27 protein-coding genes are annotated in these 25,079 nt (G+C 73.4%); 25 read left to right on the forward strand and 2 right to left on the reverse strand.

Annotated features, from left to right (window positions below; genetic code table 11):
• The 19 genes from IF04_RS0131795 to IF04_RS0131885 all read left to right on the forward strand — a co-directional run.
• A partial coding sequence (locus tag IF04_RS0131795) for a biotin/lipoyl-containing protein (protein ID WP_157847737.1) occupies positions 1 to 742 on the forward strand: 742 nt, incomplete at its 5' end.
• A gap of 3 nt (positions 743 to 745) precedes the next feature.
• Positions 746 to 1,390: an antibiotic biosynthesis monooxygenase gene (locus IF04_RS40010; protein WP_051831751.1), complete on the forward strand. Its 645-nt coding sequence runs from the start codon at positions 746 to 748 to the stop codon at positions 1,388 to 1,390.
• A complete protein-coding gene (locus IF04_RS0131805) occupies positions 1,387 to 2,256 on the forward strand; it encodes an SCO6745 family protein (RefSeq protein WP_030265804.1) in 870 nt (289 codons plus the stop codon). The genes IF04_RS40010 and IF04_RS0131805 overlap by 4 nt, the downstream gene beginning before the upstream one ends.
• A gap of 80 nt (positions 2,257 to 2,336) precedes the next feature.
• A complete protein-coding gene (locus tag IF04_RS0131810; protein ID WP_030265805.1) occupies positions 2,337 to 3,809 on the forward strand; it encodes an FAD-dependent monooxygenase in 1,473 nt (490 codons plus the stop codon).
• Positions 3,810 to 3,859: 50 nt separating this feature from the next.
• Positions 3,860 to 4,189 (forward strand): TcmI family type II polyketide cyclase, encoded by a 330-nt coding sequence (locus IF04_RS0131815; protein ID WP_030265807.1) that lies wholly within the window; start codon positions 3,860 to 3,862, stop codon positions 4,187 to 4,189.
• Positions 4,186 to 5,457 carry a beta-ketoacyl-[acyl-carrier-protein] synthase family protein gene (locus IF04_RS0131820; protein WP_030265810.1) on the forward strand — a complete coding sequence of 424 codons (1,272 nt, stop codon included), beginning with the start codon at positions 4,186 to 4,188 and terminating at the stop codon, positions 5,455 to 5,457. Before IF04_RS0131815 ends, IF04_RS0131820 begins: the two co-directional genes overlap by 4 nt.
• Complete coding sequence (locus tag IF04_RS0131825; protein WP_030265812.1) at positions 5,454 to 6,668, forward strand: ketosynthase chain-length factor; 1,215 nt, start codon at positions 5,454 to 5,456, stop codon at positions 6,666 to 6,668. Before IF04_RS0131820 ends, IF04_RS0131825 begins: the two co-directional genes overlap by 4 nt.
• Before the next feature lie 60 nt (positions 6,669 to 6,728).
• Positions 6,729 to 6,992 carry an acyl carrier protein gene (locus IF04_RS0131830; RefSeq protein WP_030265815.1) on the forward strand — a complete coding sequence of 88 codons (264 nt, stop codon included), beginning with the start codon at positions 6,729 to 6,731 and terminating at the stop codon, positions 6,990 to 6,992.
• Between the two features lie 101 nt (positions 6,993 to 7,093).
• Complete coding sequence (fabG, locus tag IF04_RS0131835; protein ID WP_030265818.1) at positions 7,094 to 7,879, forward strand: 3-oxoacyl-ACP reductase FabG; 786 nt, start codon at positions 7,094 to 7,096, stop codon at positions 7,877 to 7,879.
• A 51-nt stretch (positions 7,880 to 7,930) separates the two neighbouring features.
• Positions 7,931 to 8,866 carry an aromatase/cyclase gene (locus tag IF04_RS0131840; protein ID WP_030265820.1) on the forward strand — a complete coding sequence of 312 codons (936 nt, stop codon included), beginning with the start codon at positions 7,931 to 7,933 and terminating at the stop codon, positions 8,864 to 8,866.
• A 1-nt stretch (position 8,867) separates the two neighbouring features.
• The gene (locus tag IF04_RS0131845; protein ID WP_030265822.1) at positions 8,868 to 11,171 is read left to right on the forward strand and encodes an SDR family oxidoreductase; all 2,304 of its coding nucleotides are present in this window, start codon (positions 8,868 to 8,870) and stop codon (positions 11,169 to 11,171) included.
• A 128-nt stretch (positions 11,172 to 11,299) separates the two neighbouring features.
• Positions 11,300 to 12,694: an MFS transporter gene (locus IF04_RS0131850; protein ID WP_245654579.1), complete on the forward strand. Its 1,395-nt coding sequence runs from the start codon at positions 11,300 to 11,302 to the stop codon at positions 12,692 to 12,694.
• Positions 12,691 to 13,170 carry an acyl carrier protein gene (locus tag IF04_RS36810; protein WP_051831752.1) on the forward strand — a complete coding sequence of 160 codons (480 nt, stop codon included), beginning with the start codon at positions 12,691 to 12,693 and terminating at the stop codon, positions 13,168 to 13,170. The genes IF04_RS0131850 and IF04_RS36810 overlap by 4 nt, the downstream gene beginning before the upstream one ends.
• On the forward strand, positions 13,167 to 13,913 hold the full coding sequence (locus tag IF04_RS0131860) for a 4'-phosphopantetheinyl transferase family protein (RefSeq protein WP_063829559.1): 747 nt from the start codon (positions 13,167 to 13,169) through the stop codon (positions 13,911 to 13,913). Before IF04_RS36810 ends, IF04_RS0131860 begins: the two co-directional genes overlap by 4 nt.
• Positions 13,914 to 14,040: 127 nt before the next feature.
• Positions 14,041 to 15,546: an acyl-CoA carboxylase subunit beta gene (locus tag IF04_RS0131865; protein ID WP_051831763.1), complete on the forward strand. Its 1,506-nt coding sequence runs from the start codon at positions 14,041 to 14,043 to the stop codon at positions 15,544 to 15,546.
• A 10-nt stretch (positions 15,547 to 15,556) separates the two neighbouring features.
• Positions 15,557 to 15,763: an acyl-CoA carboxylase subunit epsilon gene (locus IF04_RS0131870; RefSeq protein ID WP_030265839.1), complete on the forward strand. Its 207-nt coding sequence runs from the start codon at positions 15,557 to 15,559 to the stop codon at positions 15,761 to 15,763.
• A 27-nt stretch (positions 15,764 to 15,790) separates the two neighbouring features.
• Positions 15,791 to 15,922 carry a hypothetical protein gene (locus IF04_RS40185; protein ID WP_263301759.1) on the forward strand — a complete coding sequence of 44 codons (132 nt, stop codon included), beginning with the start codon at positions 15,791 to 15,793 and terminating at the stop codon, positions 15,920 to 15,922.
• A gap of 107 nt (positions 15,923 to 16,029) precedes the next feature.
• Positions 16,030 to 16,941, forward strand: a complete 912-nt coding sequence (locus tag IF04_RS0131880; RefSeq protein ID WP_030265841.1) for an alpha/beta fold hydrolase — start codon at positions 16,030 to 16,032, stop codon at positions 16,939 to 16,941.
• Complete coding sequence (locus IF04_RS0131885; RefSeq protein ID WP_051831753.1) at positions 16,938 to 18,221, forward strand: MFS transporter; 1,284 nt, start codon at positions 16,938 to 16,940, stop codon at positions 18,219 to 18,221. Before IF04_RS0131880 ends, IF04_RS0131885 begins: the two co-directional genes overlap by 4 nt.
• 183 nt (positions 18,222 to 18,404) lie before the next feature.
• Here IF04_RS0131885 and IF04_RS0131890 read toward each other — a convergent pair whose 3' ends face one another.
• Positions 18,405 to 19,181 carry a response regulator transcription factor gene (locus IF04_RS0131890; RefSeq protein ID WP_030265846.1) on the reverse strand — a complete coding sequence of 259 codons (777 nt, stop codon included), beginning with the start codon at positions 19,179 to 19,181 and terminating at the stop codon, positions 18,405 to 18,407.
• Between the two features lie 217 nt (positions 19,182 to 19,398).
• On the reverse strand, positions 19,399 to 20,067 hold the full coding sequence (locus tag IF04_RS0131895) for a TetR/AcrR family transcriptional regulator (protein WP_030265849.1): 669 nt from the start codon (positions 20,065 to 20,067) through the stop codon (positions 19,399 to 19,401).
• 175 nt (positions 20,068 to 20,242) lie between these two features.
• Between IF04_RS0131895 and IF04_RS38495 the strand changes: the two genes are divergently transcribed.
• The 6 genes from IF04_RS38495 (at position 20,243) to IF04_RS0131925 (ending at position 25,033) form a co-directional block, all read left to right on the forward strand.
• On the forward strand, positions 20,243 to 20,569 hold the full coding sequence (locus IF04_RS38495; protein WP_051831754.1) for a VOC family protein: 327 nt from the start codon (positions 20,243 to 20,245) through the stop codon (positions 20,567 to 20,569).
• A gap of 64 nt (positions 20,570 to 20,633) precedes the next feature.
• Entirely contained in the window at positions 20,634 to 21,323 is a 690-nt protein-coding gene (locus IF04_RS0131905; RefSeq protein WP_030265854.1) for a YczE/YyaS/YitT family protein, read from the forward strand.
• The gene (locus IF04_RS0131910) at positions 21,320 to 22,576 is read left to right on the forward strand and encodes an MFS transporter (protein ID WP_051831755.1); all 1,257 of its coding nucleotides are present in this window, start codon (positions 21,320 to 21,322) and stop codon (positions 22,574 to 22,576) included. The genes IF04_RS0131905 and IF04_RS0131910 overlap by 4 nt, the downstream gene beginning before the upstream one ends.
• A gap of 41 nt (positions 22,577 to 22,617) precedes the next feature.
• Complete coding sequence (locus IF04_RS0131915) at positions 22,618 to 23,217, forward strand: DsbA family oxidoreductase (RefSeq protein ID WP_030265860.1); 600 nt, start codon at positions 22,618 to 22,620, stop codon at positions 23,215 to 23,217.
• A 188-nt stretch (positions 23,218 to 23,405) separates the two neighbouring features.
• Positions 23,406 to 23,990: an NADPH-dependent FMN reductase gene (locus IF04_RS0131920; RefSeq protein WP_030265863.1), complete on the forward strand. Its 585-nt coding sequence runs from the start codon at positions 23,406 to 23,408 to the stop codon at positions 23,988 to 23,990.
• Between the two features lie 116 nt (positions 23,991 to 24,106).
• The gene (locus IF04_RS0131925) at positions 24,107 to 25,033 is read left to right on the forward strand and encodes an LLM class flavin-dependent oxidoreductase (protein ID WP_030265867.1); all 927 of its coding nucleotides are present in this window, start codon (positions 24,107 to 24,109) and stop codon (positions 25,031 to 25,033) included.
• The last annotated feature ends 46 nt before the right edge of the window (positions 25,034 to 25,079 follow it).

Raw genomic sequence — 25,079 nt, forward strand, 5'->3', positions numbered from 1 at the left:
CATCAACGGCGAGGACCCCGGCCGCAACTTCCTGCCCGCGCCCGGCACCGTCACCAAGTTCGAGGCCCCCGCCGGCCCCGGCGTGCGCCTGGACGCCGGTGTGGAATCCGGCTCGGTCATCGGCCCGGCCTGGGACTCCCTGCTCGCCAAGCTCATCGTCACCGGCGCCACGCGTGAGCAGGCGCTGGAGCGGGCGCGGCGTGCGCTGGCGGAGTTCGTGGTCGACGGGATGGCCACCGCGATCCCGTTCCACCGTGCCGTGGTCGAGGACGAGGCGTTCACCGCGGACCCGTTCGCCGTGCACACCCGCTGGATCGAGACCGAGTTCAAGAACGAGATCGCCCCGTTCACCGCCCCGGCCGGGGAAGAGGCCGAGGCCGATGGCCGCGAGGCCGTGGTCGTCGAGGTCGGTGGCAAGCGCCTGGAGGTCTCGCTGCCCGCCTCGCTCGGGATGCCGCTGGCGCGGGCCGCGGTGGCCGGGGGTGCCAAGCCCAAGCGCAAGGCCGGCAAGAAGTCCGGCTCCGCCGCCTCCGGCGACGCGCTCGCCTCTCCCATGCAGGGCACCATCGTGAAGATCGCGGTGGAGGAGGGCCAGGAGGTCAAGGAAGGCGACCTGGTCGTCGTCCTGGAGGCCATGAAGATGGAGCAGCCGCTCAACGCGCACCGCTCCGGAAATCCGGAGCGAATTTCCACCGCCACGGGACCACCGTCACGAGACCACCGCCAACAGAGAGGGCAGTAAAAAATGCTGTGCCACCCGACCCTCCCGGACATACGCCACGCCGGGACCGCGGCGGTGTTCGTCAGCCACTGGTACGTGCCCGACCGCACCGCGGCCCTGAAGGACCTGGACGAGGTCACCGCCGAGTGGGAGACCACCGAGTGGCCGGCCGACATCCTCTCCTTCAGCAGCTACCTGAGCACCAGCGGCAACACCGTACTGACCTACGCCCAGTGCGCGTCCGGCGCCGCCTACCGCCCCTTCACCCGCGCCCTGGCCGGGCCCGCGTCCGCGGAGGCGGTGGAGTACCGGCTGCACCGCAGCTTCGTACCGGACGGCGCCACCACCGAGCCCCCCGGCTGCATGGTCGCCGCGACCTTCGACACCGACGGCCCGCTGTGCCAGCGCCATGTGATCGAGCAGATCATCGGCACCGTCGGGCGTGAAGGCCCCCGCGCGAAGGACGGGTTGCTCGCTACGCACTTCCACACCAGTGTGGACGGCACCCGGGTGCTCAACTACGCGGAGTGGACCACCGACGAGGCCCACGAGACCTTCCTGCGGGATGCCTGCTCCGGCCGGGCCCGCGCCTCCTACGAGGCCATCCCCGGCGTGCGGCCCATCGGCTACACCCGCTACCACCTCCACCACAGCGCGGTGCGGCCGTGACCATCGACGCCACTCCTGCCAACCGCTGCCAGTTCTATCTCAACTCCCTTCACTCGCTCCTCTACTTCACCCCCGACCTCGACGAGAACCTGGCGGCGCACGGCGTCGACGACCCGATGGCCGGGTACTTCGCCGCCCGCACCGCCGCTCTGGGCCCGGTCGGCCCCGGCGCCGTCACCGCCGTCACCAACGGCTTCCACCACCGGCTGATCGCCGGGCACTTCCCCGCCCTGTGGGACCGGGTGGCTCCCGCCAAGGTGCTCGCGGAACGGCTGCGCGCGGCCGACACGACGCTGCGCCGCTGCCTGGGCGAGGAGATCGCCGAGGCGCCCGAGACCGCCGAGGCCGCCGAGCTGGCGCTGCGCGCCGCGGAGGGCTGCGAACGGGCCGGCCGCCCGATGTACGCGGCCCACGCCGACCTCCCCGTACCGGACCAGCCGCATCTGGCGCTCTGGCACGCCGCGACCCTGCTGCGGGAGTACCGGGGCGACGGGCACTTCGCGGTACTGAGCCACGCGGGACTGGCCGGTCTGGACGGGCTCGTCTCGCACTCCGCAGGGCCCGGGGGCATGCCCCGTGCCTTCGTGATGACCAAGCGCGGCTGGACCGACGAGGACTGGTCCGCCGCCGAGGAACGGCTGCGCAACCGCGGCCTGTTGGACGCCGCGGGCGCGCTGACCGCCCGCGGCCTGGAACTGCGCGCACAGGTCGAGCGGGACACCGACCGCCTGGACGCCGCTCCGTACGCACACCTGGGCGCCGAAGGCGTCGCCCGGCTCACCACCCTGTGCCGCCGCCTGGTGACCACCGCCGCCGGCACCGGGGTCTTTCCCGCCCCGCTGCTGCCGGTCTTCGCCGACGCGTGACCGCGGCCCCCGACCGCCGGACCCCGGCGCGAACCGTCGCGCGCGACGGAACACCCCGCCCACCCAAGGAGAAAGAGGCAATGGACGCTGCAGTGATAGTTGTGGGGGCCGGCCCGGCCGGTCTCATGCTCGCGGGAGAGCTGCGGCTCGCCGGGGTCGACGTGATCGTCCTGGAGCGGCTGCCCGAGCGGACCGGTGAGTCCCGCGGGCTGGGCTTCACCGCGCGCACCATGGAGATCTTCGACCAGCGCGGGCTGCTGCCCCGCTTCGGTGACATCGAGACCAGCAACGTCGGCCACTTCGGCGGCCTGCCCGTCGACTTCGGTGTACTGGAGGGCGCGCACCAGGCCGCCAAGACCATCCCGCAGTCCCAGACCGAAGCGGTGCTGGAGGCGTGGGTGGGCGAGCTGGGCACCGACCTGCGCCGCGGCCACGAACTGGTCTCCTTCCTCGACAAGGGCGACGCGGTGGAGGTCACCGTCCGTACGCCCGGCGGGGACACGCAGACGCTGCGTACCGGCTACCTGGTCGGCTGCGACGGCGGCCGGAGCACCGTCCGCAAGGCGGCGGGGTTCGACTTCCCCGGCACCGCGTCGACGCTGGAGATGTTCCTCGCCGACGTCAAGGGCCTGGACCTGGACCCGCGCATGATCGGCGAGACGTTCGACGGCGGCATGGTGATGGTGGGGCCGCTGCCCGGCGGCATCACCCGCCTCATCCTCTGCGAGCGCGGCACCCCGCCGCAGCGCCGCAGCAGCGCCCCCTCGTACGAGGAGATCGTCGCCGGCTGGAAGCGCGTCACCGGTCAGGACATCTCGCACGGTGAACCGGTCTGGGTCAGCTCCTTCGGGGACGCCACCCGCCAGGTCACCGAGTACCGCCGCGGCCGCGTCGTCCTCGCCGGCGACGCAGCCCACATCCACCTGCCGGCCGGCGGCCAGGGCATGAACACCAGCATCCAGGACGCGGTCAACCTCGGCTGGAAGCTCGCCGCCGTCGTCCAGGGGCGCGCCCCCGAGGCGCTGCTGGACACGTACCACGAGGAGCGGCACGCGGTCGGCCGGCGGCTGCTGATGAACACCCGGGCCCAGGGCCTGCTGTTCCTCTCCGGCGCCGAGATCCAGCCGCTGCGCGACGTCCTGAACGAGCTGATCGGCTACGAGGACGTCAGCCGCCACCTGGCCGCGATGGTCAGCGGGCTGGAGATCCGGTACGAGACCAGTGGCGGCACCCACCCGCTGCTCGGCCGCCGGATGCCCGACCTGGAACTGACCCGCCCCGACGGCCGCACCACGGGCAGCACCGCGCTGCTCCACTCCGGCCGCGGCGTCCTGCTCGACCTGGCCGACAACCCCGTACTGCGGGGCCGCGCGGCCGGCTGGTCGGACCGCGTGGACGTGATCACCGCCACCGCCACCCCTGCCGAGGGCAGCGACCTGGCCGGCACCACCGCCGTACTGGTCCGCCCCGACGGCTACGTCGCCTGGGCCGCGCCCGGCAGCCACGACGACCTGCCCATGTCCCTGGAGCGGTGGTTCGGCCCCGCCCGCTGAGCCACGCCCACAGCGCCGGATTCCCTCCGGCCGACAAGGAGATCCCACCTATGCACAGCACCCTCATCGTCGCGCGGATGAACCCGCAGTCCGCCGAGGACGTCGCCCGCCTCTTCGGGGAGTTCGACGGCACCGAGATGCCCCACCGCATGGGCACCCGCCGCCGACAGCTCTTCTCGTACCGCGGCCTCTACTTCCACCTGCAGGACTTCGACACCGACAACGGCGGCGCGCTGATCGAGGAAGCGAAGACCGACCCCCGCTTCGTGCAGATCAGCGACGACCTCAAGCCCTTCATCGAGGCGTACGACCCGGCCACCTGGCGCTCGCCCTCCGACGCCATGGCGACCCGCTTCTACAACTGGGAGGCGTCCGCGTGAGCGCCCGACGCGTGGCCATCACCGGCATCGGGGTCCTCGCCCCGGGCGGTGTCGGCACCAAGAACTTCTGGAGCCTGCTGAGCGAGGGCCGCACCGCGACCCGCGCCATCACCTTCTTCGACGCCTCCTCCTTCCGCTCCCGGGTGGCGGCGGAGATCGACTTCGACCCCGAGCTGCACGGCCTGTCTCCCCAGGAAATCCGCCGGATGGACCGGGCCGCCCAGTTCGCCGTCGTCGCGGCCCGCGAGGCCCTCGGCGACAGCGGCCTGGAGTTCGCGGACCTCGACCCGTTCCGCACCGGTGTCACGGTCGGCAGCGCCGTCGGCGCCACCATGGGCCTGGACACCGAGTACCGCACCGTCAGCGACGGCGGCCGGCTGGACCTGGTCGACCACACCTACGCCGTACCGCACCTGTACGACTACCTCGTCCCCAGCTCGTTCGCTGCCGAGGTCGCCTGGGCGACCGGCGCGCAGGGCCCGGCCACCGTGGTCTCCACCGGCTGCACCTCCGGCATCGACTCGGTCGGCCACGCCGTCGAGCTGATCCGCGAGGGCAGCGCCGACGTCATGATCGCCGGCTCCTCGGACGCCCCGATCTCGCCCATCACGATGGCGTGCTTCGACGCGATCAAGGCGACCACGCCCCGCCAGGACAGCCCCGAGACGGCCTCCCGGCCCTTCGACAACACCCGCAACGGCTTCGTACTGGGCGAGGGTTCGGCCTTCTTCGTCCTGGAGGAGCTCGGCGCGGCCCAGGCGCGCGGCGCGCACATCTACGCCGAGATCGCCGGCTACGCGACCCGCTCCAACGCGTACCACATGACCGGTCTGCGCCCGGACGGCGCGGAGATGGCCGAGGCCATCCGCGTCGCCATGGCCGAGGCGCGGCTGAACGCCGAGGACATCGACTACATCAACGCGCACGGCTCGGGCACCAAGCAGAACGACCGCCACGAGACCGCCGCGTTCAAGAAGAGCCTGGGCGACCACGCCTACGCGACGCCGGTCAGCTCCATCAAGTCCATGGTCGGCCACTCGCTGGGCGCCATCGGCTCCATCGAGATCGCCGCCAGCGCGCTGGCCATGGAGCACCACGTCGTCCCGCCCACGGCCAACCTGCACACCCCCGACCCCGAATGCGACCTGGACTACGTCCCGGTCACCGCGCGCGAGCAGCGCACCGACGCCGTGCTGACCGTGGGCAGCGGCTTCGGCGGCTTCCAGTCCGCGATGGTGCTCGCCCGGCCCGAGAGGAGCGAGGCATGACCACCTCCGTGGCAGTGACCGGTCTGGGAGTCGCGTCTCCCAATGGCCTCGGCACCCAGGACTTCTGGGCGGCCACCCGGATCGGCAAGAGCGGCATCGGCCGCGTCAGCCGCTTCGACGCCTCGTCCTACCCGGCGACGCTGGCCGGCGAGGTGCCCGGCTTCGACGCCGCCGCCCACCTGCCCAGCCGGCTGATCCCGCAGACCGACCACATGACGCGCATGGCACTGGTGGCGGCGGACTGGGCGCTGGCCGACGCCGGCATCGTCCCCGGCGAGCAGCCCGAGTTCGACATGGGCGTGATCACCGCCAGCTCCTCCGGCGGCTTCGAGTTCGGCCAGAACGAGCTCCAGAAGCTGTGGAGCCAGGGCAGCCAGTACGTCAGCGCGTACCAGTCCTTCGCCTGGTTCTACGCCGTCAACAGCGGGCAGATCTCCATCCGCAACGGTATGAAGGGCCCCAGCGGCGTCCTCGTCAGCGACCAGGCCGGCGGGCTCGACGCGCTGGCCCAGGCCCGCCGCCAGATCCGCAAGGGCACCCCGCTGATCGTCTCCGGTGCCGTGGACGCCTCGATCTGCCCCTGGGGCTGGGCCGCCCAGCTCACCAGCGGGCGCCTGTCCACCAGCGACAACCCCGACCGCGCCTATGTGCCCTTCGACGCGGCCGCGAGCGGCCATGTGCCGGGCGAGGGCGGCGCCCTCCTCGTCATGGAGGACACCGAGGCGGCCCGCGCCCGCGGCGCCCGTATCTACGGCGAACTCGTCGGGTACGCCGCGACGTTCGACCCCAAGCCGGGCACCGGCGGGGAGCCGGGGCTGCGCCGCGCCATCGAGCTGGCCCTGAACGAGGCGGACTGCGCCCCGCAGGACGTGGACGTCGTCTTCGCGGACGCCGCCGGGACCGTCGAGCTGGACCGGGCCGAGGCGGACGCGCTGCGCGCCGTCTTCGGCACCCGGGGCGTACCGGTGACCGCGCCGAAGACCATGACCGGCCGGCTGTACTCGGGCGCCGCGCCGCTGGACGTGGCCGCCGCCCTGCTGGCCATGGACGAGGGCCTGATCCCGCCCACCGTGCACACCGACCCCGATCCCGCCTACGGCCTCGACCTGGTCGTCGGCCAGCCGCGCACCGCCGAGGTCCGCACCGCGCTGGTGCTGGCCCGCGGCCACGGCGGCTTCAACTCCGCCGTCGTGCTCCGCGCCGACGGCTGACCTCCCGCTGTGTCCCGCAACGGCGCGGGACACCCAAGATCCGAACCCGAAGGAACGCACATGTCTGCTGTATTCACCCTGGACGACCTCAAGCGCATCCTCCTGGAGGGCGCCGGCGCCGACGAGGGCGTCGACCTGGACGGCGACATCCTCGACACCGACTTCGAGGAGCTGGGCTACGAGTCCCTGGCCCTGCTGGAGACCGGCGGCCGCATCGAGCGCGAGTGGGGCATCACGCTGGACGACTCGGCGCTGACCGACGCCGCCACGCCGCGCGCGCTCATCGAGACGGTCAACGCCCACCTGGCCCTCTCCGCGGCCTGACCCGCACCCGGGGCGGCCGCGCCCGACCCGCGGCCGCCCCGGACCCCGGTACCTCTCTCCCCTCCCGGCACCGCCCGGGCCCTGACACAAGGAGTCCCTTCATGTCCCGTACCACCGGACGCCTCGCCCTCATCACCGGCGGCACCAGCGGCATCGGCCTGGCCGCAGCGCGCCTGCTGGGCGAGCAGGGTCACACCGTCTTCCTCGGCGCCCGCAACGCCGAGAACGTGGCGCGGACCGTCAAGCAGCTGCGCGAGGACGGCATCGAGGCCGACGGCGCCGAGCTGGACGTCCGCGACGACGCGAGCGTGCACGCCTTCGTGCAGGCCGCCGTCGACCGCCACGGCAGCGTCGACGTACTGGTCAACAACGCCGGCCGCAGCGGTGGCGGCGTCACCGCCGACATCGCCACCGAGCTGTGGCACGACGTCATCGACACCAACCTCAACAGCGTCTTCCGCATGACCCGCGAGGTGCTCAACACCGGCCGGATGCGCCACAAGAGCCGCGGCCGCATCATCAACATCGCCTCCACGGCGGGCAAGCAGGGCGTCGTCCTCGGCGCCCCGTACTCCGCCTCCAAGCACGGCGTCGTCGGCTTCACGAAGGCCCTCGGCAACGAGCTCGCGCCGACCGGTATCACCGTCAACGCCGTGTGCCCCGGCTACGTCGAGACCCCGATGGCCCAGCGCGTCCGCCAGGGCTACGCCGCGGCGTACAACGCCACCGAGGACGCCATCCTCGAGAAGTTCCAGTCCAAGATCCCGCTCGGCCGCTACTCCACCCCGGAGGAGGTCGCCGGACTGGTCGGCTACCTCGCCTCCGACACCGCCGCCTCCATCACCTCGCAGGCGCTCAACGTCTGCGGCGGCCTCGGCAACTTCTGATCCCCGCTTCCTCTTCCCAAGGCTTTCCAAGGCTTCCCCAAGGAGTTCAACATGACGGTCCGTGAGGTCGAGCACGAGATCACCGTGCAGGCCCCCGCCGCCGAGGTCTACCGCCTGCTCGCCGAGGTGGAGAACTGGCCCCGCATCTTCCCGCCGACCCTCTACGTCGACCACGTCGAGCAGGGCGCCAACGAGGAGCGCATCCGGATCTGGGCCACCGCCAACGGCGAGGCCAAGAACTGGACTTCCCGCCGCACCCTCGACCCCGAGGCCCTGCGGATCACCTTCCGCCAGGAGGTGTCGGCGCCGCCGGTCGCCGCCATGGGCGGCACCTGGATCATCGAGCCGCTCGGCGCGGACGAGTCCCGGATCCGGCTGCTGCACGACTACCGCGCGATCGACGACGACCCGGCCTCCCTGGAGTGGATCGACCAGGCCGTCGACCGCAACTCCCGCTCGGAGCTGGCCGCGCTGAAGACCAACGTCGAACTGGCCCACGCCTCGGCGGACCTGACCTTCTCCTTCGAGGACACGGTCCACATCGCCGGCTCCGCCAAGGACGCGTACGACTTCATCAACGAGGCCCACCTCTGGCAGGAGCGGCTCCCGCACGTGGCCTCGGTACGCCTGGAGGAGACCACCCCCGGGCTGCAGAGCCTGGAGATGGACACCCGCGCCAAGGACGGCTCCACGCACACCACGAAGTCGTACCGGGTCTGCTTCCCGCACCACAAGATCGCGTACAAGCAGGTCACGCTGCCGGCGCTGATGACCCTGCACACCGGCCGGTGGACGTTCGAGGAGACCGCGGACGGGGTGGCCGCGACCTCGCAGCACACGGTCGTCCTGAACACCGAGAACATCACCAAGATTCTCGGGCCCGAGGCCGGCGTCGCCGAGGCCACGGAGTACGTGCGCACCGCGCTCAGCACCAACAGCCGGGCCACGCTGGGCCACGCCAAGGACCACGCCGAGGCGCGACGCTGAGATGGCCGCACTGGACACCCAGGTCATCGTCGTCGGGGCGGGCCCCGTAGGGCTGATGCTCGCCGGGGAACTGCGGCTGGGCGGTGCGGAGGTCGTCGTGCTGGAAGCACGCACGGCCCCCACCACCGAGTCGCGGGCCTCCACCCTGCACGCCCGCACCATGGAGATCCTCGACTCCCGCGGGCTGCTGGAGGAGCTGGGCACCCCGCCCCGCGAGCCCCGCGGCCACTTCGGCGGCATCCCCCTGGACCTCACCCTCGACAGCAGCCACCCCGGCCAGTGGAAGGTCCTCCAGCACCGTACCGAGGAACTGCTGGAGGAGTGGGCCCGGTCGCTCGGCGCCGACGTACGCCGCGGGCACGAGGTCCGCGGCCTGTCGGTCCTCGACGACCGCGTCGAGGTCGAGTCGGTGAAGGCGGACGGATCCACCGTCACGCTCTCGGCGCTCTGCGTCGTCGGCTGCGACGGCGAGAACAGCACCGTGCGCCGGCTGGCCGGCGCCGCCTTCCCCGGCCGGGACGCCACCCGCGAGCTGCTGCGCGCGGACGTGGCGGGCCTGGACATCCCCAACCGGCGCTTCGAGAGGCTGGAGAAGGGGCTGGCCATCGCCGCCCGGCGGGACGACGGCGTCACCCGCGTCATGGTGCACGAGTTCGGCCGGCCGGCCGGCACGCGCACCGGCGACCCGGACTTCGCCGAGGTCGCGGCGGTCTGGGAGCGGGTCACGGGCGAGGACATCAGCGGCGGCACCCCGCTGTGGGTCAACGCCTTCGGCGACGCCGACCGACAGGCCACCGCCTACCGCGACGGGCGCGTCCTGCTGGCCGGTGACGCCGCGCACCAGCAGATGCCCATCGGCGGGCAGGCGTTGAACCTGGGGCTCCAGGACGCGGTCAACCTCGGCTGGAAACTCGCCATCCAGGTCCGCAGGCTCGGCAGCGAGGGCCTGCTGGACAGCTACCACGACGAACGGCACGCGGTCGGCGCCCGCGTGCGGTCCAACATCCAGGCGCAGGCCATGCTGCTGCTGGGCGGCCCCGAGGTGGAGGCGGTGCGCTCCGTACTGGCCGAGCTGATCGCCAAGGAGCCGGTACGCGCCCACCTGGCGGGGATGATCTCCGGCCTGGACGTCCGGTACGACGTCGGCACCGGCGGCCACCCGCTGCTGGGCGCCCGGCTCCCGCACACCCCGCTGCTCCGCGCCGACGGCAGCGCCACCACCGCGGCGGCCCTGCTGCGCACCGGCCGCGGCCTGCTGCTGGACCTGTCCGGCGAGCAGGACGGCGACGCGCCGCTGCACCGGGCGGCCGCGGGCCGCGAGGACCGGGTCACCGTGCTCTCCGCCCGCCTGGCCGGCGGCGCGGACGACCACCCCCTGGCCGGGGCAGGGGCCGTGCTGGTCCGGCCCGACGGCCACCTCGTGTGGACGGGCCGGACGACCGACGGCCTGGACGCCGCGCTGTACCGCTGGTTCGGCCTCACCGGGCCGGCCGCACCACTGACGAACCCGGCCGCGTCCGCGGCCGCGCAGGGAGGGAACACCATGGGCAGGCTCAACGGAAAGACGGCACTGGTCACCGGCTCCAGCCGCGGCATGGGGCGGGCCACCGCCGTGCGGCTGGCGCGCGAGGGCGCGCTGGTCGCCGTGCACTACACGAACAACAAGGAGGCCGCCGCCGAGACCGTCGCCCTCATCGAGACGGAGGGCGGCCGGGCCTTCACGGTCCGCGCCGAGCTGGGCGTGCCCGGCGATGTGCACGAGCTGTTCCTCGGCCTTGAGGCCGGCCTCAAGGAGCGGACCGGCACCACCGACCTGGACATCCTGGTCAACAACGCGGGCGAGATGGGCGGCGTCTCGGTCGAGGACACCACCCCGGAGAAGTTCGACCGGCTGGTCGCCGTCAACGCCAAGGCGCCGTTCTTCCTCATCCGGCGGGCGCTGAAGAACATGCCGGACGGCGGCCGGATCATCAACATCTCCTCCGGGCTGACCCACTTCGCCAACCCCGAGGAGATCGCGTACGCGATGACCAAGGGCGCGGTCGAGCAGCTCGCGCTGCACTTCGCCAAGCTCCTGGGGCCGCGCAACATCACCGTCAACAGCGTCGCGCCGGGCATCACCCGCAACGGCAACCCGGTGTTCGACATCCCCGAGGCGGTGGAGCAGATGGCGCAGCTCTCCGCGTTCAACCGGGTCGGTGAGCCCGAGGACGTCGCCGACGTCGTCACCTTCCTCGCCACCGACGACGCCCGGTGGGTCACCGGCGCCTTCCTCGACGCCAGCGGCGGCACCCTCCTGGGGTGAACCGGGCGGGCCGGCGCGGCCGCCCTCTTCGGCCGCGGGGTCCGGACACCCGGACGTCCGGACCCCGCGCCCCAGCACCAGCCACCCCTTCCACCGGGAAGACCACCATGACGTCTACGACTCCTTCCGTGTCCCGCCCCGCCGCGGCCGCCGCCGGTACCCGGCGGTGGGGCCTGCTGACCGTCCTCGCCGGCAATATGCTCATCGACGCCCTGGAGGTGTCCGTACTGGTCGTGGCGGCGCCCGCCATCGGCGCCGATCTGCATCTGGCACCGGCCGGCACGCAGTGGACCATGAGCGGTTTCGCCCTGGGCTTCGCGGGTCTGCTGCTGCTCGGACCGCAGCTGGCCGCCCGCTGGGGCAGGCGGCGCCTGTACCTGACCGCGCTGGCCGTCTTCGCCGTCGCCTCCCTCGTCGCGGGCCTCGCCACCGATCCGGTACTGCTGGTGGCCACCCGCTTCGTCAAGGGCGGCTGCGCCGCGCTGACGGCGCCGATGGGGCTGGCGATCATCATGTCCACCTTCCCCGACGGCCCGGCGCGGCGGCGCGCGATCTCCGTGTACACGCTCTTCGGAGCCAGCGGCTTCGCCACGGGCCTGCTGCTCTCCGGGCTGCTGACCGGCTGGGACTGGCGCTTCACCCTGGCCTTCCCCGCGCCGGTGGTGGCCGTGCTGTTCGTCGCGGGGCTGCGACTCATCCCCGCGCAGGAACCCGGGGCCGCGCGGCAGCCGCTGCCCCTGGTGCGGGTCCTGCTGCTGACCGCGGGCACCGCGGCCCTGGTCGGCGGGATCGCTCTCGTACCCACCGATGGCTGGACCGGCCCGCGCACGGCCGGACTGCTCCTGACGGCCGCGGTCCTCTATGTCCTGCTGGTGGTACGGGAACGCCGCGCGGCGGCCCCGCTGCTGCCCGCCTCCGTACGCACCAGCGCCGCGCTGCGCCGGTCCGCGCTGGGCGCCGCCTGCCTCAACGGGTCCTACCTGGGCATGCTGTTCATCGCCACGCTGCAGCTGCAGGACGAACTCGGCCGCAGCCCTCTGCAGACGGCGCTGGCCTTCCTGCCCGCGAGCCTGCCGCTGGCCCTGACCGCCCTGCACTCCGGGGCGATGGTCGCGCGCTTCGGGGCCCGGCCGCTCATCGCCCTCGGGTCCCTGGCCGCGTTCGCCGGGTACCTCCTGCTGCTGCGGGAGAGCACCTCGTACGTCACCGGGCTGCTGCCCAGCCTGCTCCTGGTGGGCGCCGGCTTCGTGCTGGCCTTCACCGCCCTGAACACCCAGGCCGTCTCCGAGGCGGCCGACAGCGACAAGGCCGTCGCGGGCGCGGCGTACCAGACGGCCGTCCAGGCCGGTGCCGCGCTCATGCCGGCGCTGGCCGCGGCGCTGCTGACGGCCGGCACCGGAACGCCGGACCACCGCGCCGCCCATCTGCTCGTCGCCGCCGTCGGCCTGCTCGGCGTGGTCACGGCACTGGCCGGCCTCGCCGCTCCCACCCCCGTCCGCCACTCACCGAAGGAATCCGGATGACCGTCCAAGACAGCCGTACGGCCTGGGACGTCGACGCCTGGGACCTCGACGCCTGGGACGTCGATGCCTGGGACGTCGACGGCTGGGAGTTCGACGACGACGCCGAGGACACGCTGCTCGGGCCGGAGGTCGCGGTGCCCGGCCGGTCCGTGATGGTGACGCTCTCCCTCGAAGAGCGCACCCGCATCATCGACGCCTACATCCGCCGGGAACTCGCCCGCGTTCTCCTCGTGCCCCCGCGTGACATCGACGTCTCCGGCCGCACGATGAACAGCCTCGGTGTCGGCTCCGTGGCAGGCCTCCAGCTGCAGAACCGCATCGAACGCGCGCTGGAGGTGGAGGTGAACCTCCAGATGCTGCTGCTGGCCAACAGCGCCCAGGAGCTCATCGACTGCCTCGCCGGCCAGCTGGGCCCCGAGGGCCACGGAAACGGCCACGGCACCGGTCACGGCCACCGCGTCAGGCAGCACGCATGAACGGTTTCCTCGACGCCTGGCTGCTCCGCCTGCCCCGCCCCGACCAGCTCGGACCGCTGCTCGAGCACTCGGAACTGGACGCACGCGAGGAGGCCCGCCGCCGCTCCTTCACCCGGCCCCACGACGGCGTGCTGTACGCCTCGGCGCACATCGCCCTGCGCCGGGTCCTCGGCCACTACCTCCAACTCGCGCCGGAACGCGTTCCGTTCGTCCGCGAACCGTGTCCCGGCTGCGGCGACCCCCACGGGCGCCCCGCCGTGGCCCACCCCGACCCGCCGCTGCACTTCTCGCTCTCGCACAGCAGCGGCATGGTGCTCGTCGCCGTCGCCTCCGAGACCGTCGGCGCCGACGTGGAGCGCCGGCCGCGCCCCGGCACCGTCGAGGTGTGCACCCCCTCGCTCCACCCGGCCGAACGCGCCGAGATCGAGGACGTGCCGCCGCCCGGCCACTGCGCCGCCTTCGGCCGCGTCTGGACGCGCAAGGAGGCGTACCTCAAGGCCCTGGGCACCGGGCTCAGCCGCTCGCCGGCCGCCGACTACCTCGGCGCCGACGTCCCGCGGCGCCCGCCGGGCTGGTCCGTCCTGGACCTCGACTGCGGCCCGCACCACGACGGTGCGATCGCCTACCGGGGCGTGGCCGAAGCGCCCCGCGCCGTGCACCGGCTGCCCGCCGCCGTACTGCTGCCCGGCGGTGCGTCCGTGCCGGCCGCCACCGGCACCCCGGCCCTGCAGCCCGCCGCCTGACCGGCGCGGCACACGGCCCGACGTACCCCACCGACCGCAAGAGGAGAGCTCAGTGACCGTCACCGATGTCACCCCCACCGTGCTGCCGCCCGAGGCCCACCTGGCGGAGCTGGAAACGCTCAAGGAGATGGCCCGCCAGGGACCGGATCCGGCCGCCACCGAGCGGCAGCACGCCCGGGGCAAACTCACCGCGCACGAACGCATCGAACTGCTCCTGGACGAGGGCTCGTTCACGGAGGTCGAGCCGCTGCGCCGGCACCGCGCGACCGGCTTCGGCCTGGAGGACAAGCGGCCCTACACCGACGGTGTGATCACCGGCTGGGGCACCGTCCACGGCCGTACCGTCTTCGTGTACGCACACGACTTCCGGATCTTCGGCGGCGCGCTGGGCGAGGCCCACGCGCAGAAGATCCACAAGATCATGGACATGGCCCTCCAGGCCGGCGCGCCCCTGGTGTCGCTGAACGACGGCGCCGGCGCCCGTATCCAGGAAGGCGTCTCCGCGCTCGCCGGATACGGCGGCATCTTCCAGCGCAACACCAAGGCGAGCGGCGTCATCCCGCAGATCAGCGTCATGCTGGGCCCCTGCGCCGGTGGCGCGGCCTACTCGCCCGCCCTCACCGACTTCGTCTTCATGGTCCGCGACACCTCGCAGATGTTCATCACCGGCCCGGACGTGGTCCGCGCGGTGACCGGCGAGGAGATCACCCAGAACGGGCTGGGCGGCGCGGACGTGCACGCCGAGACCTCCGGCGTGGCCCACTTCGCGTACGACGACGAGCGCACCTGCCTCGAAGAGGTCCGCTACCTCCTCTCGCTGCTGCCCTCCAACAACCGCGAACTGCCGCCCTCCGCACCGGCCACCGACCCCGTCGACCGGCCGTGCGAGGCGCTGCTGGACGTGGTCCCCGCCGAGCCGGGCCGCACGTACGACATCCGGCAGGTCATCGAGGAGATCGCCGACGACGGCGAGTACTTCGAGGTGCACCCGGGGTGGGCGGGCAACATCGTGTGCGCCCTGACCCGCTTCAACGGCGAGGTGGCCGGCATCGTCGCCAACCAGCCCGCCCACTTCGCCGGCGTCCTGGACATCGAGGCCAGCGAGAAGGCGGCGCGCTTCGTGCAGTTCTGCGACGCCTTCAACATCCCCCTCGTCACACTCGTGGACGTGCCCGGCTTCCTGCCCGGCGTCGACCAGGAGCACAACGGCATCATCCGGCGCGGCGCCAAGCTCCTGTACGCGTACTGCAACGCCACGGTCCCGCGGATCTCCCTGGTGCTGCGCAAGGCGTACGGCGGCGCGTACATCGTCATGGACTCCCGCTCGATCGGCACCGACCTCGCGCTGGCCTGGCCGAGCAACGAGATCGCCGTGATGGGCGCGGAGGGCGCGGCCAACGTCATCTTCCGCCGGGAGATCGCCGCCTCCGCCGACCCGGAGGAGACCCGCGCCCAGAAGATCCGCGAGTACCGCGAGGAGCTGATGCACCCCTACTACGCCGCCGAACGCGGCCTGGTGGACGACGTCATCGACCCGCGCAGCACGCGCCAGGTCATCGCCCGGTCGCTGGCGATGCTGCGCAGCAAGCACGCCGGCCTGCCCTCCCGCAAGCACGGCAACCCGCCCCAGTAAGGAGTACCGAGTGAGCGAAGCACGCGACGTGATCCGTGTGGAGAAGGGCTCGCCCACCCCCGAAGAGCTGGCGGCCGTCACCGCCGTCCTGCTTCGGGTCATGGCCGCCGCTCCCGAAGACCCCGCGCCGCTCCGGCCCGCCACCGCCCGCTGGCGCCGCCTGGAACGCGCCGACCGCGGCCCCGGCCCGCGCAGCTGGCAGGAACTGGCCGCGTAGCGCCGAGCCGTACGAGGAGGAAACACCGTGACCGTGACACAGGAAGCGCCCGGCACCGTCGAGGACACCGGCCCGCCACGGGCCGGGTGGCAGCTGCCGCCCCTCGAAGCCGAGGACGACTTCGACGCCGAACCGCACATCATCCGCGGTACGGACTGACCGGCCGCATCCCGGGCGGGCGCCGCTACCCCGGCGCCCGCCCGCGCACGTCCGCTGCCCCTTCTTCCCCCGCCACCACCGGGCACCCACCGACTTGGAGTACTTCCATGCCCCAGCTGCTGCCGCCCGAGGCACCGCCCACCCCGCCGGACGATCCGGTCCGTGCCGTCGAGGTCGAAGCGGGTCCGCTGCGCCTGTCCGGCCTGCTCGCCCTGCCGGCCGGCGCCCCGCCGCGTGCCGTGCTCGTCGCGCTGCACGGCGGCGGGATGCGGGCCGGCTACTTCCACGGCCGGGCCGACCCGGCCACCTCGATGCTCTCCCTCGCGGCCGCCTGCGGGTACGCGGCACTCGCGCTGGACCGGCCCGGGTACGGGAGTTCGGCGGCCGCGCTGCCCGACGGCCTGCCGCTGGCCGAGCAGGCCGGGTACGTCCTGGCGGCCCTGGAGAGCCATGCGCGCGAACACCCGGTGGGGGCCGGCTTCTTCCTGCTGGGGCACTCGATGGGCGGGAAGCTCGCCCTGATGACCGCGGCCCGGGACGGCGCCGGCGCGGGCGCGCAGCGGCTGCTCGGCGTCGACGTGTCCGGCATCAGCGACCGCTGGGCCGTCGGCTCCGACCGGCTGGCGGACCCCGTCGGCCGCCGCGGCCACCGGCTGCACTGGGGCCCGCTGGCCCTCTACCCGCCGGGCACCTTCCGGATGGCCGAGCCGCTGGTGGGCCCGATACCCCGCAACGAGCTGCGGGACGTGCCGTGCTGGCCGCGTACCTACCCGTCGGTGGCCCGTGACGTCCGGGTGCCGGTGCGCTTCACCTTCGCCGAGCACGAGAAGTGGTGGCGCTCCGACCGGTGGACGGTGGAGGCGATGACGGCCCGGCTGGCCTCGCCCCTCGTCCGCGTCGAGCGGCTGGCCTGCGCGGGCCACAACATCAGCCTGGGGCGGACGGCGCGCGGCTACCACCTGGGCGTCCTGGCGTTCCTGGAGGAGTGCGTGGCGCGTGCCGAAGCGGGCGCGCGATGAGCGGCGGCGCCGTACTGCGCGGCATGACCGCGTCGCTGCGGGTGCGCAACTTCCGGCTGTTCACGCTGGGTCAGCTCGCCTCGGTGACCGGCACCTGGATGATGTTCACCGCGCAGGACTGGCTCGTGCTGCGGCTGACCGGGGATTCGGCCGCCGCGCTCAGCGCCGTCACCGCGGCCCAGTTCGCCCCCGTCCTGCTGCTGACGCTGCTGGGCGGCCGGATGGCGGACCGGTACGACAAGCGCCGGCTGCTGCTGGCGGCCAATCTCGCCTCCGCGGTACTGGCCTGCCTGCTGGCGGCCGCGGCGCTCAGCGGCGAGCTGCGGCTGTGGCACATCATCGGCTGCGCGGCGGGCCTGGGCGTGGTCAACGCGGTGGAGATCCCTGCGCGGATGTCCTTCGTCAGCGAGATGGTCGGCGGTGAACTGCTGCCGAACGCCTCGGCGTTGAGCGCCGCGTACTTCAACACGGCCCGGGTGCTGGGGCCCGCCGCCGCGGGCGCGCTCATCAGCGTGTGGGGCGCCCCGGCGGTGATGCTGCTCAACACCGTCAGCTACCTGGGCACGGTGGTCGCGCTGGCGCGGATGCGCCCGCAGGAGCTGTACCGGGGCACCGCCCGGGCGGCCCGCGGCGGCGTCGTGGCCGGACTGCGGTACGTCGCCGCGCGGCGCGACCTGCTGCTGCCGCTCGCCCTGGTGGCCCTGCTGGCGCTGGTCGGGTTCAACTTCCAGGTCACGCTGCCGCTGCTGGCCAGAACGGTCTTCGGCACCGGGGCCGGCACCTTCGGACTGCTGACCGCGGCGATGGCGGCCGGTTCGCTGGTGGCGGCGCTGGTCACGACCGTGCGCCGGGGACGGCCGCGGCAGCGCGTCGTGCTGGCCGCGGCGGTGGCCTTCGGCGTCGCGGAGATCGCTTCCGGGCTGGCGCCCACCTTCCCCGTCGCGCTGCTGTCCCTGGCCCTGACCGGCTTCGCCATGATCGTGTTCTCGCAGGCGGCCAACCACCGCATACAGCTCGGCACCGAGTCCGCCTACCGCGGCCGCGTCATGGCGCTCTACACCGTCATCTACCAGGGCACCACCCCGGTCGGCGCCCTGCTGACCGGCTGGCTGGCGGGCGCCGCGGGCGCGCGCAGCGGTCTGTGGGTGGCGGGCGTGATCTGCCTGGCGGGGGCGCTGGGCGCCTGTGCCCTCGCCGCACCGCGCGGCCGGCGGTCCGGCGCCCGTCCCGTCCCGGTCCGCCCGGAAGCGGACGAACGGGCGTCCGCCTCATCCGGATAGGCGGCTTCACGGTCCGGTCCGCCGCGTGGCCGACCGCCCGCTGTGCCGCGTGGCCGGCGCCGTACCGCGCTCGTCAGGGGCGCAGGGGCGGCGCTCACGCATGCGTGGACGGGTGCCGCGGCGGGCCGGCGGCAACCGCGGCGGGCGGCGAGACCGGTACCGGTAGGGGTCATGCGGAGGTCCTCACTTCGCCGGGGAGGGGGAGTTCCAGGGCTGGCCGAGCCGGAAGCCGACACCGCGCACGGTGACGATCCAGTCGCCGGAACCGAGCTTGCGGCGCAGTCCGTTGACGTGGGTGTCCAGCGTGCGGCTGCGCGGGGTGTCGGTGTCCTGCCAGACCTGCTGGAGGATCTGCCGCCGGGTGACCACGGCGCCGGGCCGGGAGGCCAGGAGCAGCAGCAGGTCGAACTCCTTGCGGGTGAGCGGGACGGGCCGGCCGTGCAGCCGTACGGTGCGGGTGGTCTGCTCGACGACGAGCGGCCCCAGCTGCAGGACCGCGCCGGCCGTGGCCGCGGGGCGGGCCCGGCGCATCACCGCGCCCATTCTGGCCAGCAGTTCGCGGAATCCGTAGGGCTTGACCAGGTAGTCGTCGGCGCCGGCCTGGAGCCCGAGCACCCGGTCGACCTCGCTGTCCCGGGCGGTGACCGCGAGCAGCGGGGTGTCGCACACGGCGGTGATGGACCGGCAGATCTCCAGCCCGTCCACGTCGGGCAGTTCCAGGTCGATCAGGATCACATCGGCGTGGTGGTGCTCGCGCAGCGCCGCGGCGCCGGTCGCGGCGGTCCTGACCTGGTGGCCGTGGCGCTCCAGGCTGCGGGTGAGGGTCTGGGCGGTGCGGGCGTCGTTCTCGACGACGAGTACCCGCCACGGCCCGGCCGGCTGCGCGGTGAGCGGCGGGGGGCCGGGGCGGGCCGGTGACGCAGTGGACGGATGGGGGAGTGACCTGACCGTCTGTGACACGGGCTCCTCCTGGAGTTCGCGGGTGGACGCGGGCTGCGAGGAGGGTGCGGACGGCGGCCGCGGCGCTGCGGTACCGCCCGTGCGCATGACGGAGTACGGGCATGTTCCCCCGTCGATGCGCCCCTCGGGCGCTGCCCAGAGCACAGTGGCACGCGAGCGGCCGGGCGGAACGGTTGATAGCACCTAGGTTGAGCCCGCCCGTGGCTCGTTCCGTCCCTCAGGAGGCGGGGCCGTGCAGGGCGAGGAAGGCCGCGACGCCGGACTCGACCAGCGCTTCCGTCTCGTCCGCCGGCAGCGGCAGCGCACCGTGCAGGGAGCGCTCGTACACCTCCGAGGTGACCAGCTGGGTGAAGTGGACGGCCAGGGTCTCCGGAGTGGTGCTGTCGCGCAGCGCGCCGGCCTTCACCAGTCCGCCGAGCCGCTCGGCCAGCCGGGCGCGCACCCGGCCGGGGCCGGTGCCGCGCCAGCTCTCGATGACGTGCGGCGGCAGGTGCGGGGCCTCGGCGAAGATCACGCGGACCAGCGCGAAGTGGCTCTCGAAGTCGGTCTGCGGGACGGCCAGCGCGCGGCCGAGGGCGGTGAGCGCGGCGGTCAGGTCGGTGTCGGGGCTGCCCAGGTGGTGGTCGATGACCTCTTCCTGGTGTGCGGCGACGGCCTGGGAGCTCTGCTGCACGACCGCGAGGAAGAGGTGCTCCTTGTCCTGGTGGTGGTTGTAGATCGTGCGCTTGGAGACCCCGGCCTCGGCGGCGATGGCGTCGACGCTGGCCCGGCTGTAGCCCTCCCTCCCGAAGACGGTGCGGGCCGCGCAGTCGATGGCGGCGCGCTTTCCGGGGCGGCCGGTGGGCGCGGTTTCGGGGGTCGTACGGGGGGTGGCGGAAGGCGTCATGGCGGGCCGGGCTCCTCAAATTGCACTGGGCGGTTTACAAGGTGAACTGCACGGTGTAGTTTACTTCGTGTCGGAGCCGCCGGGAAACCCCGCGGAACCCCGCTTCCTGTCCCACCTCCTCTCCGCCGGCGGCCCCACGCCACCGGCCACTGGGACCCCACGAAAGGACACCACTATGTTCGGCAAGCTCACGGTCACGAAGCTCTTCTGTGACGACCTGGACGCCATGGTCGCCTTCTACCGCGACCGGCTGGGCCTGAAGGTCCTGCAGGAGTACCCGGGCACCACCTTCGTCTTCGACACCGGGCACGGCGGCGAGCTGATCGTCACCAACACCAAGGGCGACCAGCCCATCAGTATCGCCTTCACCGAGGTCGACATCCCCGCGGCCCACCAGGCGCTGGCCGACCTGGGCGCCACCGACATCGCGCCGCACAAGACCGGCGAGCGGTTCGAGATCACCGACCCGCAGGGCAACAACCTCATCTTCGTCAACGCCTGAACGCGCGCCGCCCGCCGCAGCGGGCGGCAGCGCGGACCTCCTCACCACGCCCAGGGAGAACGTCGTGCCCCACACCTCCGCCCCCACGCGCCCCGATGCCGACCCCACCCACCGCAGCCGGCTCTCGCGCTACGCGCTCTACCTCGTCGGCTGTGTCGTCTTCGCCGCCGGAGCCACGCTCTTCATCCACGCCGGGATGGGCGTGGACCCCCTCGACGTCCTCTCCCTCGGGCTCCTGGAGCATCTGCCCGGCACGATCGGACTGGCCCAGGCCGCCATCGCCGCCGTCTGCATCCTGGTGTGGTCCGTCTGGAACCGCCGCCGCCCGGTCCTGATGCCCTTCGTGACCTTCCTGCTCTGCGGCTCCCTGATCGACCTGTTCCGCCTGGCGGACCTGGGCTGGCTGGCCTCGGTGCCCGCGCTGGTCACCGCGGTCCTGCTGTGCGCCTACGGCTCGGCGCTGATCATCATGAGCGGCACCGGCATCCGCGCCATGGACCTGCTGGTCATCAGCCTCAACCAGCGCCTGCACGTACCGTTCTGGCTCGCCAAGGTCGGCATCGAGGGCGTCCTGCTCACCCTCGGCTGGCTGCTCGGCGGCCCGGTCGGCATCGGCACCCTCGCCTTCCTCATCTGCGTCGACGGCCTCATCCAGCCCCTGATGGCCTTCAACGCCCGCGTCCTGCGCCTGACCAACCACGGCCTGCCCACCCGCGCCCCCGTGCGCTCCCTCGCGATCGGAGTGGCCCGATGACCGCCGCCACCACCACGCCCCGCGCCGGCGTGTTCCCCCTCCTGCTGTTCGCCTCCACCCTGACCGTCATGGCCGGCTCGGTGCTCTCCCCGGTCATCGAGGTCCTCCGCGGTGACCTGGGCGTGAGCGGCACGGCGGCCGGGCTGGTCGTCACCGTCCACAGCCTCGGGATAGCCCTCGTCAGCCCGTTCGCCGGGCGTCTCCTGGACCGCTTCGGCACCCGCGTGCCGCTCGCCTTCGGCCTCCTGGTCTACGGCGTGGCCGGCGGCGCCGGAGCACTCATCGACAGCTACCCGGCGCTCATCGTCGCCCGCCTCGTCTTCGGCGCCGGTGCCTCCTTCGTCTTCGCCGGCACCACCGTCGCGCTGCTCTCCCTCTACCAGGGCCGCGCCAAGGACCGGGCCATGGGCTGGCGGTCCACCGCCACCAGCCTCGGCGGCGTCCTGTGGCCGCTGGCCGCCGGTGCCGTGGGCGGCATCTCCTGGCACCTGCCCTTCGCGATCTACCTGATCGCCGTGCCGCTCGGCATCGCCACCCTCTTCGTCCTGCCGAAGCACGTCGTGCCCGCCGGCGGCCCGGCCGGCGCGCCCATGGGCGCCCTGACCCTGCTGCGCCGCCACCGCATCCTGCTCGCCTGGTACGGCCTGCAGTTCCTCTCCTCGCTGCTGCTGTACGCGCTGATGGTCTTCCTGCCCCAGCAGCTCGCCGCCGCGGGCGTCACGAGCCCGATGCTGGTCTCCCTGTACACCGTGGCCATGTCCGCCGTGATGAGCCTGATCGGTCTGGGCTACGCCCCGCTGCGCGAACGGCTGGGCGAGCGCACCCTGCTGCACGTGGCCGTCGCCCTGTGGGTCGTGGCCTTCGCCCTCCTCGCGGTGACCAGCCAGCCGGTCCTGCTGTTCCTGGTCCCCGTCCTCTTCGGCATCGGTCAGGGCGTGTTCTTCCCGGTCGTGACCGTGCTGATCGGCGAGGGCGTCCCCGAGGCCGTCCGCGGCCAGGCCACCTCGCTGTCCGGAACCGCCACCTTCGCGGGGCAGTTCGTCTCGCCGCTGCTGGTCGGCCCGCTGCTGGCCGCCACCGGCTTCGAGGCAGGCTTCTTCCTGGTCGCCGGGGTGCCGGCCCTCGCCCTGGCCGCCCTCCTGTTCACCCGCAACGCCCGCCGCGGTACCCGCACCGCCCCGCCCGCCGGCGCCGATCCGGCTGCCGGCACCACCGAGGCTCCGGCCGCGTCTCACTCCGCGACCGTGCGCTGACCCGCGCCGCTCCTCACGAACCACGCCCCCGGAGGCCCCCGATGAAGATCACCATGGTCCTGGACGTCATCTGCGCCCACTCCTACCTCGCCTACCACCACCTGCAGCAGGCCCTGCAGACGCACCGCGCGGCCGGCGGCAGCGCCGAGGTGACCTTCCTCCCCTTCCAGCTCGACCCCGCGGCGCCGCCCGCCCCCGAACCGCTCAAGACCGTCCTGCAGCGCAAGTTCGGGCCCGCGGCGCTGGACTCCGCGGCCGCGATGGCGAAGAAGGCGGCGGGCGAGGGCCTCGTACTGGACTACGACCGCGCGGTGAACGCCAACACCCGCCCCGCGCACCTCCTCATCACCCACGCCGAGCGGCACGGCCGCGGCGAGGAGGTGGCCGAGCGCCTCTTCCGCGCCCACTTCACCGACGGCCTGGACATCGCCGACCCCGACACGCTCGGCCGGCTGGCCGCCGAAGCGGGCCTGCACAGCGCCCCCGACGCAACCGACGAGGCCGAACTGACGCGCCGTCTGGAGCAGACCCGGGCCCTGGCCGTACGCGCCGTACCGGTCTTCCTCGCCAACGGCACCGCCCCCCTCGTCGGCGACCAGAGCCGGGCGGCCTTCGAGCAGCTGCTGGCCGGCGCCGCGTAACCCCTTGCACCGTCAAGTGACTTGCCAAAGCCGCTGAGGGCGACGGCGCGAGCCGCCCGGGCGGGACATCCCGCCAGTAGCGTGGCCGGCAGACAGCGGCAGCACCGGGCCCCGCCCCGTGCACACCGGCCACGCGCCTGCCTTTCGCACCCACTCTGACCGCACACATTCTGAAACGTGGAGAACCCATGAGTACTGCACCCCTCAAGCTCGCCGTCGTGATCGGGAGCGTGCGCGAGAACCGCCTGGGCGCCAAGGTCGGCGACTGGTTCGTCCGCCAGGCCACCCAGCACCCCGACGTCGAGGTCGACGTCATCGACGTGATCGACCACCCGCTGCCGCTGGCCATCCCCGGCTTCGGCCAGGAGCTGGACGCCGCCACCCAGCAGATCAAGGACGGCATCACCCCGCGCATCGAGGCGGCCGACGCCTTCGTCGTGATCACCCCGGAGTACAACCACTCCTTCCCCGCCTCGCTGAAGAACGCCATCGACTGGCACCTGAGCGAGTGGGCCGCCAAGCCGGTCGGCCTCGTCTCGTACGGCGGCATGGGCGGCGGCCTGCGCGCTGCCGAGCACCTGCGCCAGGTGTTCGCCGAGGTCCACGCCATGACCATCCGCGAGATGATCAGCTTCCACAACCCCTGGGGCGCCTTCGAGGACGGTGCCGCGCCCGAGGGCGCCGACGGGGCCGCCAAGAAGCTCCTGGACCAGCTCTCGTGGTGGGGCCGCGCGCTGCGCACCGCCCGCGCCGAGACGCCCTACCAGGCGTAACCCGCGAACCCGCGAGCGGAAACCCACCCGTCCCGAACCCGACAGCACCCGGCCCGTGCCCCGCTGCCCCGGCAACGCCGTCAGCGGGGCGCGGCCGGCCGCCGCTTGGAGGCCCCGTGAACATCCCCCGGATAGGCATCACCCTCCCCTCGATCGGCGCGCCCGGCGATGTCCTCCCCGACGTGGCGCAGGCCGCCCGCCGGGCCGAGGAGGCCGGGCTGGACGGCGTCTGGGCGGGCGACCACCTCACGCTCGGCGAGGCGCCCGCGCTCGACTCCGGCCTCGTCCTCGCCACGGCGGCCGCCGCCACGCGGACCCTCGGGATCGGCTGGTCCGTCTACCTGCCCTCGCTGCGCAGCGTCTCCTGGGCGGGCCGCCAGATCGGCACGCTGCAGTACCTCGCCGGCGACGGCCGCCTCGACCTGGGGATCGGTGTGGGCGGCGGGGGAGCGGAGTGGCACGCGGCGGGTACCACCGACGCCGACCGGGGCCACCGTACGGACGCGTTCCTCCGCCTCCTCCCGAAGCTCCTGGGCGGCAGCCCGACCCCGCTCCCCGACGTCCCCGGCACCCCGGAATGCGTCCTGGCCCCCGCGGTGCCCGTCCCGCCGGTGTGGATCGGCGGCTTCGCCACCGCGGCGCTGCGCCGCACGGTGCGGTACGGCACCGGCTGGCTCGGCGCCCTGCGGACCCCGGACGCGTTCCGCGCCACGGGTGACCGGCTCCGGGAGCTGGCCGCCGAGGAGAAGCGCCCCGCGCCCCGGCTGGCCACCATGATCCACGGCGCGCTCGCCCCGCGCGGCGCCACGGACGGCCTGCGCGACCGCTACGCCACCACGCTCGCCGCGTCCTACGGCATGGACCACGGCACCGCCCGCACCCTGGCCGTCACCGGCGACCCCGAGCAGGTCGCCGAGCAGCTCACGGACTTCGTCCGGGCGGGCGCCGAGAGCCTGGTGTTCACCACCCCCGTGCCGGACTGGCACCGCTGCGCCGACCTGCTCGGCGAGGCCCGGCAGCTCGTCCTGCGCGAGATCTCCTGACCCTCCTCCCGCAGGCGTCCCCCAGCGCCTGCCGTGTTCCGCCGAC

This window comes from Streptomyces violens, assembly GCF_000717745.1.
GTDB lineage: Bacteria > Actinomycetota > Actinomycetes > Streptomycetales > Streptomycetaceae > Streptomyces > Streptomyces violens.

Coding starts and splice junctions, on each gene's coding strand:
- IF04_RS0131830 (WP_030265815.1), top strand. CDS start 6,729: ATGTCTGCTGTATTCACCCTGGACGACCTCAAGCGCATCCTCCTGGAG.
- IF04_RS0131810 (WP_030265805.1), top strand. CDS start 2,337: ATGGACGCTGCAGTGATAGTTGTGGGGGCCGGCCCGGCCGGTCTCATG.
- IF04_RS36810 (WP_051831752.1), top strand. CDS start 12,691: ATGACCGTCCAAGACAGCCGTACGGCCTGGGACGTCGACGCCTGGGAC.
- IF04_RS0131860 (WP_063829559.1), top strand. CDS start 13,167: ATGAACGGTTTCCTCGACGCCTGGCTGCTCCGCCTGCCCCGCCCCGAC.
- IF04_RS0131885 (WP_051831753.1), top strand. CDS start 16,938: ATGAGCGGCGGCGCCGTACTGCGCGGCATGACCGCGTCGCTGCGGGTG.
- IF04_RS0131840 (WP_030265820.1), top strand. CDS start 7,931: ATGACGGTCCGTGAGGTCGAGCACGAGATCACCGTGCAGGCCCCCGCC.
- IF04_RS0131825 (WP_030265812.1), top strand. CDS start 5,454: ATGACCACCTCCGTGGCAGTGACCGGTCTGGGAGTCGCGTCTCCCAAT.
- IF04_RS0131880 (WP_030265841.1), top strand. CDS start 16,030: ATGCCCCAGCTGCTGCCGCCCGAGGCACCGCCCACCCCGCCGGACGAT.
- fabG (WP_030265818.1), top strand. CDS start 7,094: ATGTCCCGTACCACCGGACGCCTCGCCCTCATCACCGGCGGCACCAGC.
- IF04_RS0131915 (WP_030265860.1), top strand. CDS start 22,618: ATGAAGATCACCATGGTCCTGGACGTCATCTGCGCCCACTCCTACCTC.
- IF04_RS40010 (WP_051831751.1), top strand. CDS start 746: ATGCTGTGCCACCCGACCCTCCCGGACATACGCCACGCCGGGACCGCG.
- IF04_RS0131920 (WP_030265863.1), top strand. CDS start 23,406: ATGAGTACTGCACCCCTCAAGCTCGCCGTCGTGATCGGGAGCGTGCGC.
- IF04_RS0131815 (WP_030265807.1), top strand. CDS start 3,860: ATGCACAGCACCCTCATCGTCGCGCGGATGAACCCGCAGTCCGCCGAG.
- IF04_RS0131910 (WP_051831755.1), top strand. CDS start 21,320: ATGACCGCCGCCACCACCACGCCCCGCGCCGGCGTGTTCCCCCTCCTG.
- IF04_RS0131865 (WP_051831763.1), top strand. CDS start 14,041: ATGGCCCGCCAGGGACCGGATCCGGCCGCCACCGAGCGGCAGCACGCC.
- IF04_RS0131895 (WP_030265849.1), bottom strand. CDS start 20,067: ATGACGCCTTCCGCCACCCCCCGTACGACCCCCGAAACCGCGCCCACC.
- IF04_RS38495 (WP_051831754.1), top strand. CDS start 20,243: ATGTTCGGCAAGCTCACGGTCACGAAGCTCTTCTGTGACGACCTGGAC.
- IF04_RS0131845 (WP_030265822.1), top strand. CDS start 8,868: ATGGCCGCACTGGACACCCAGGTCATCGTCGTCGGGGCGGGCCCCGTA.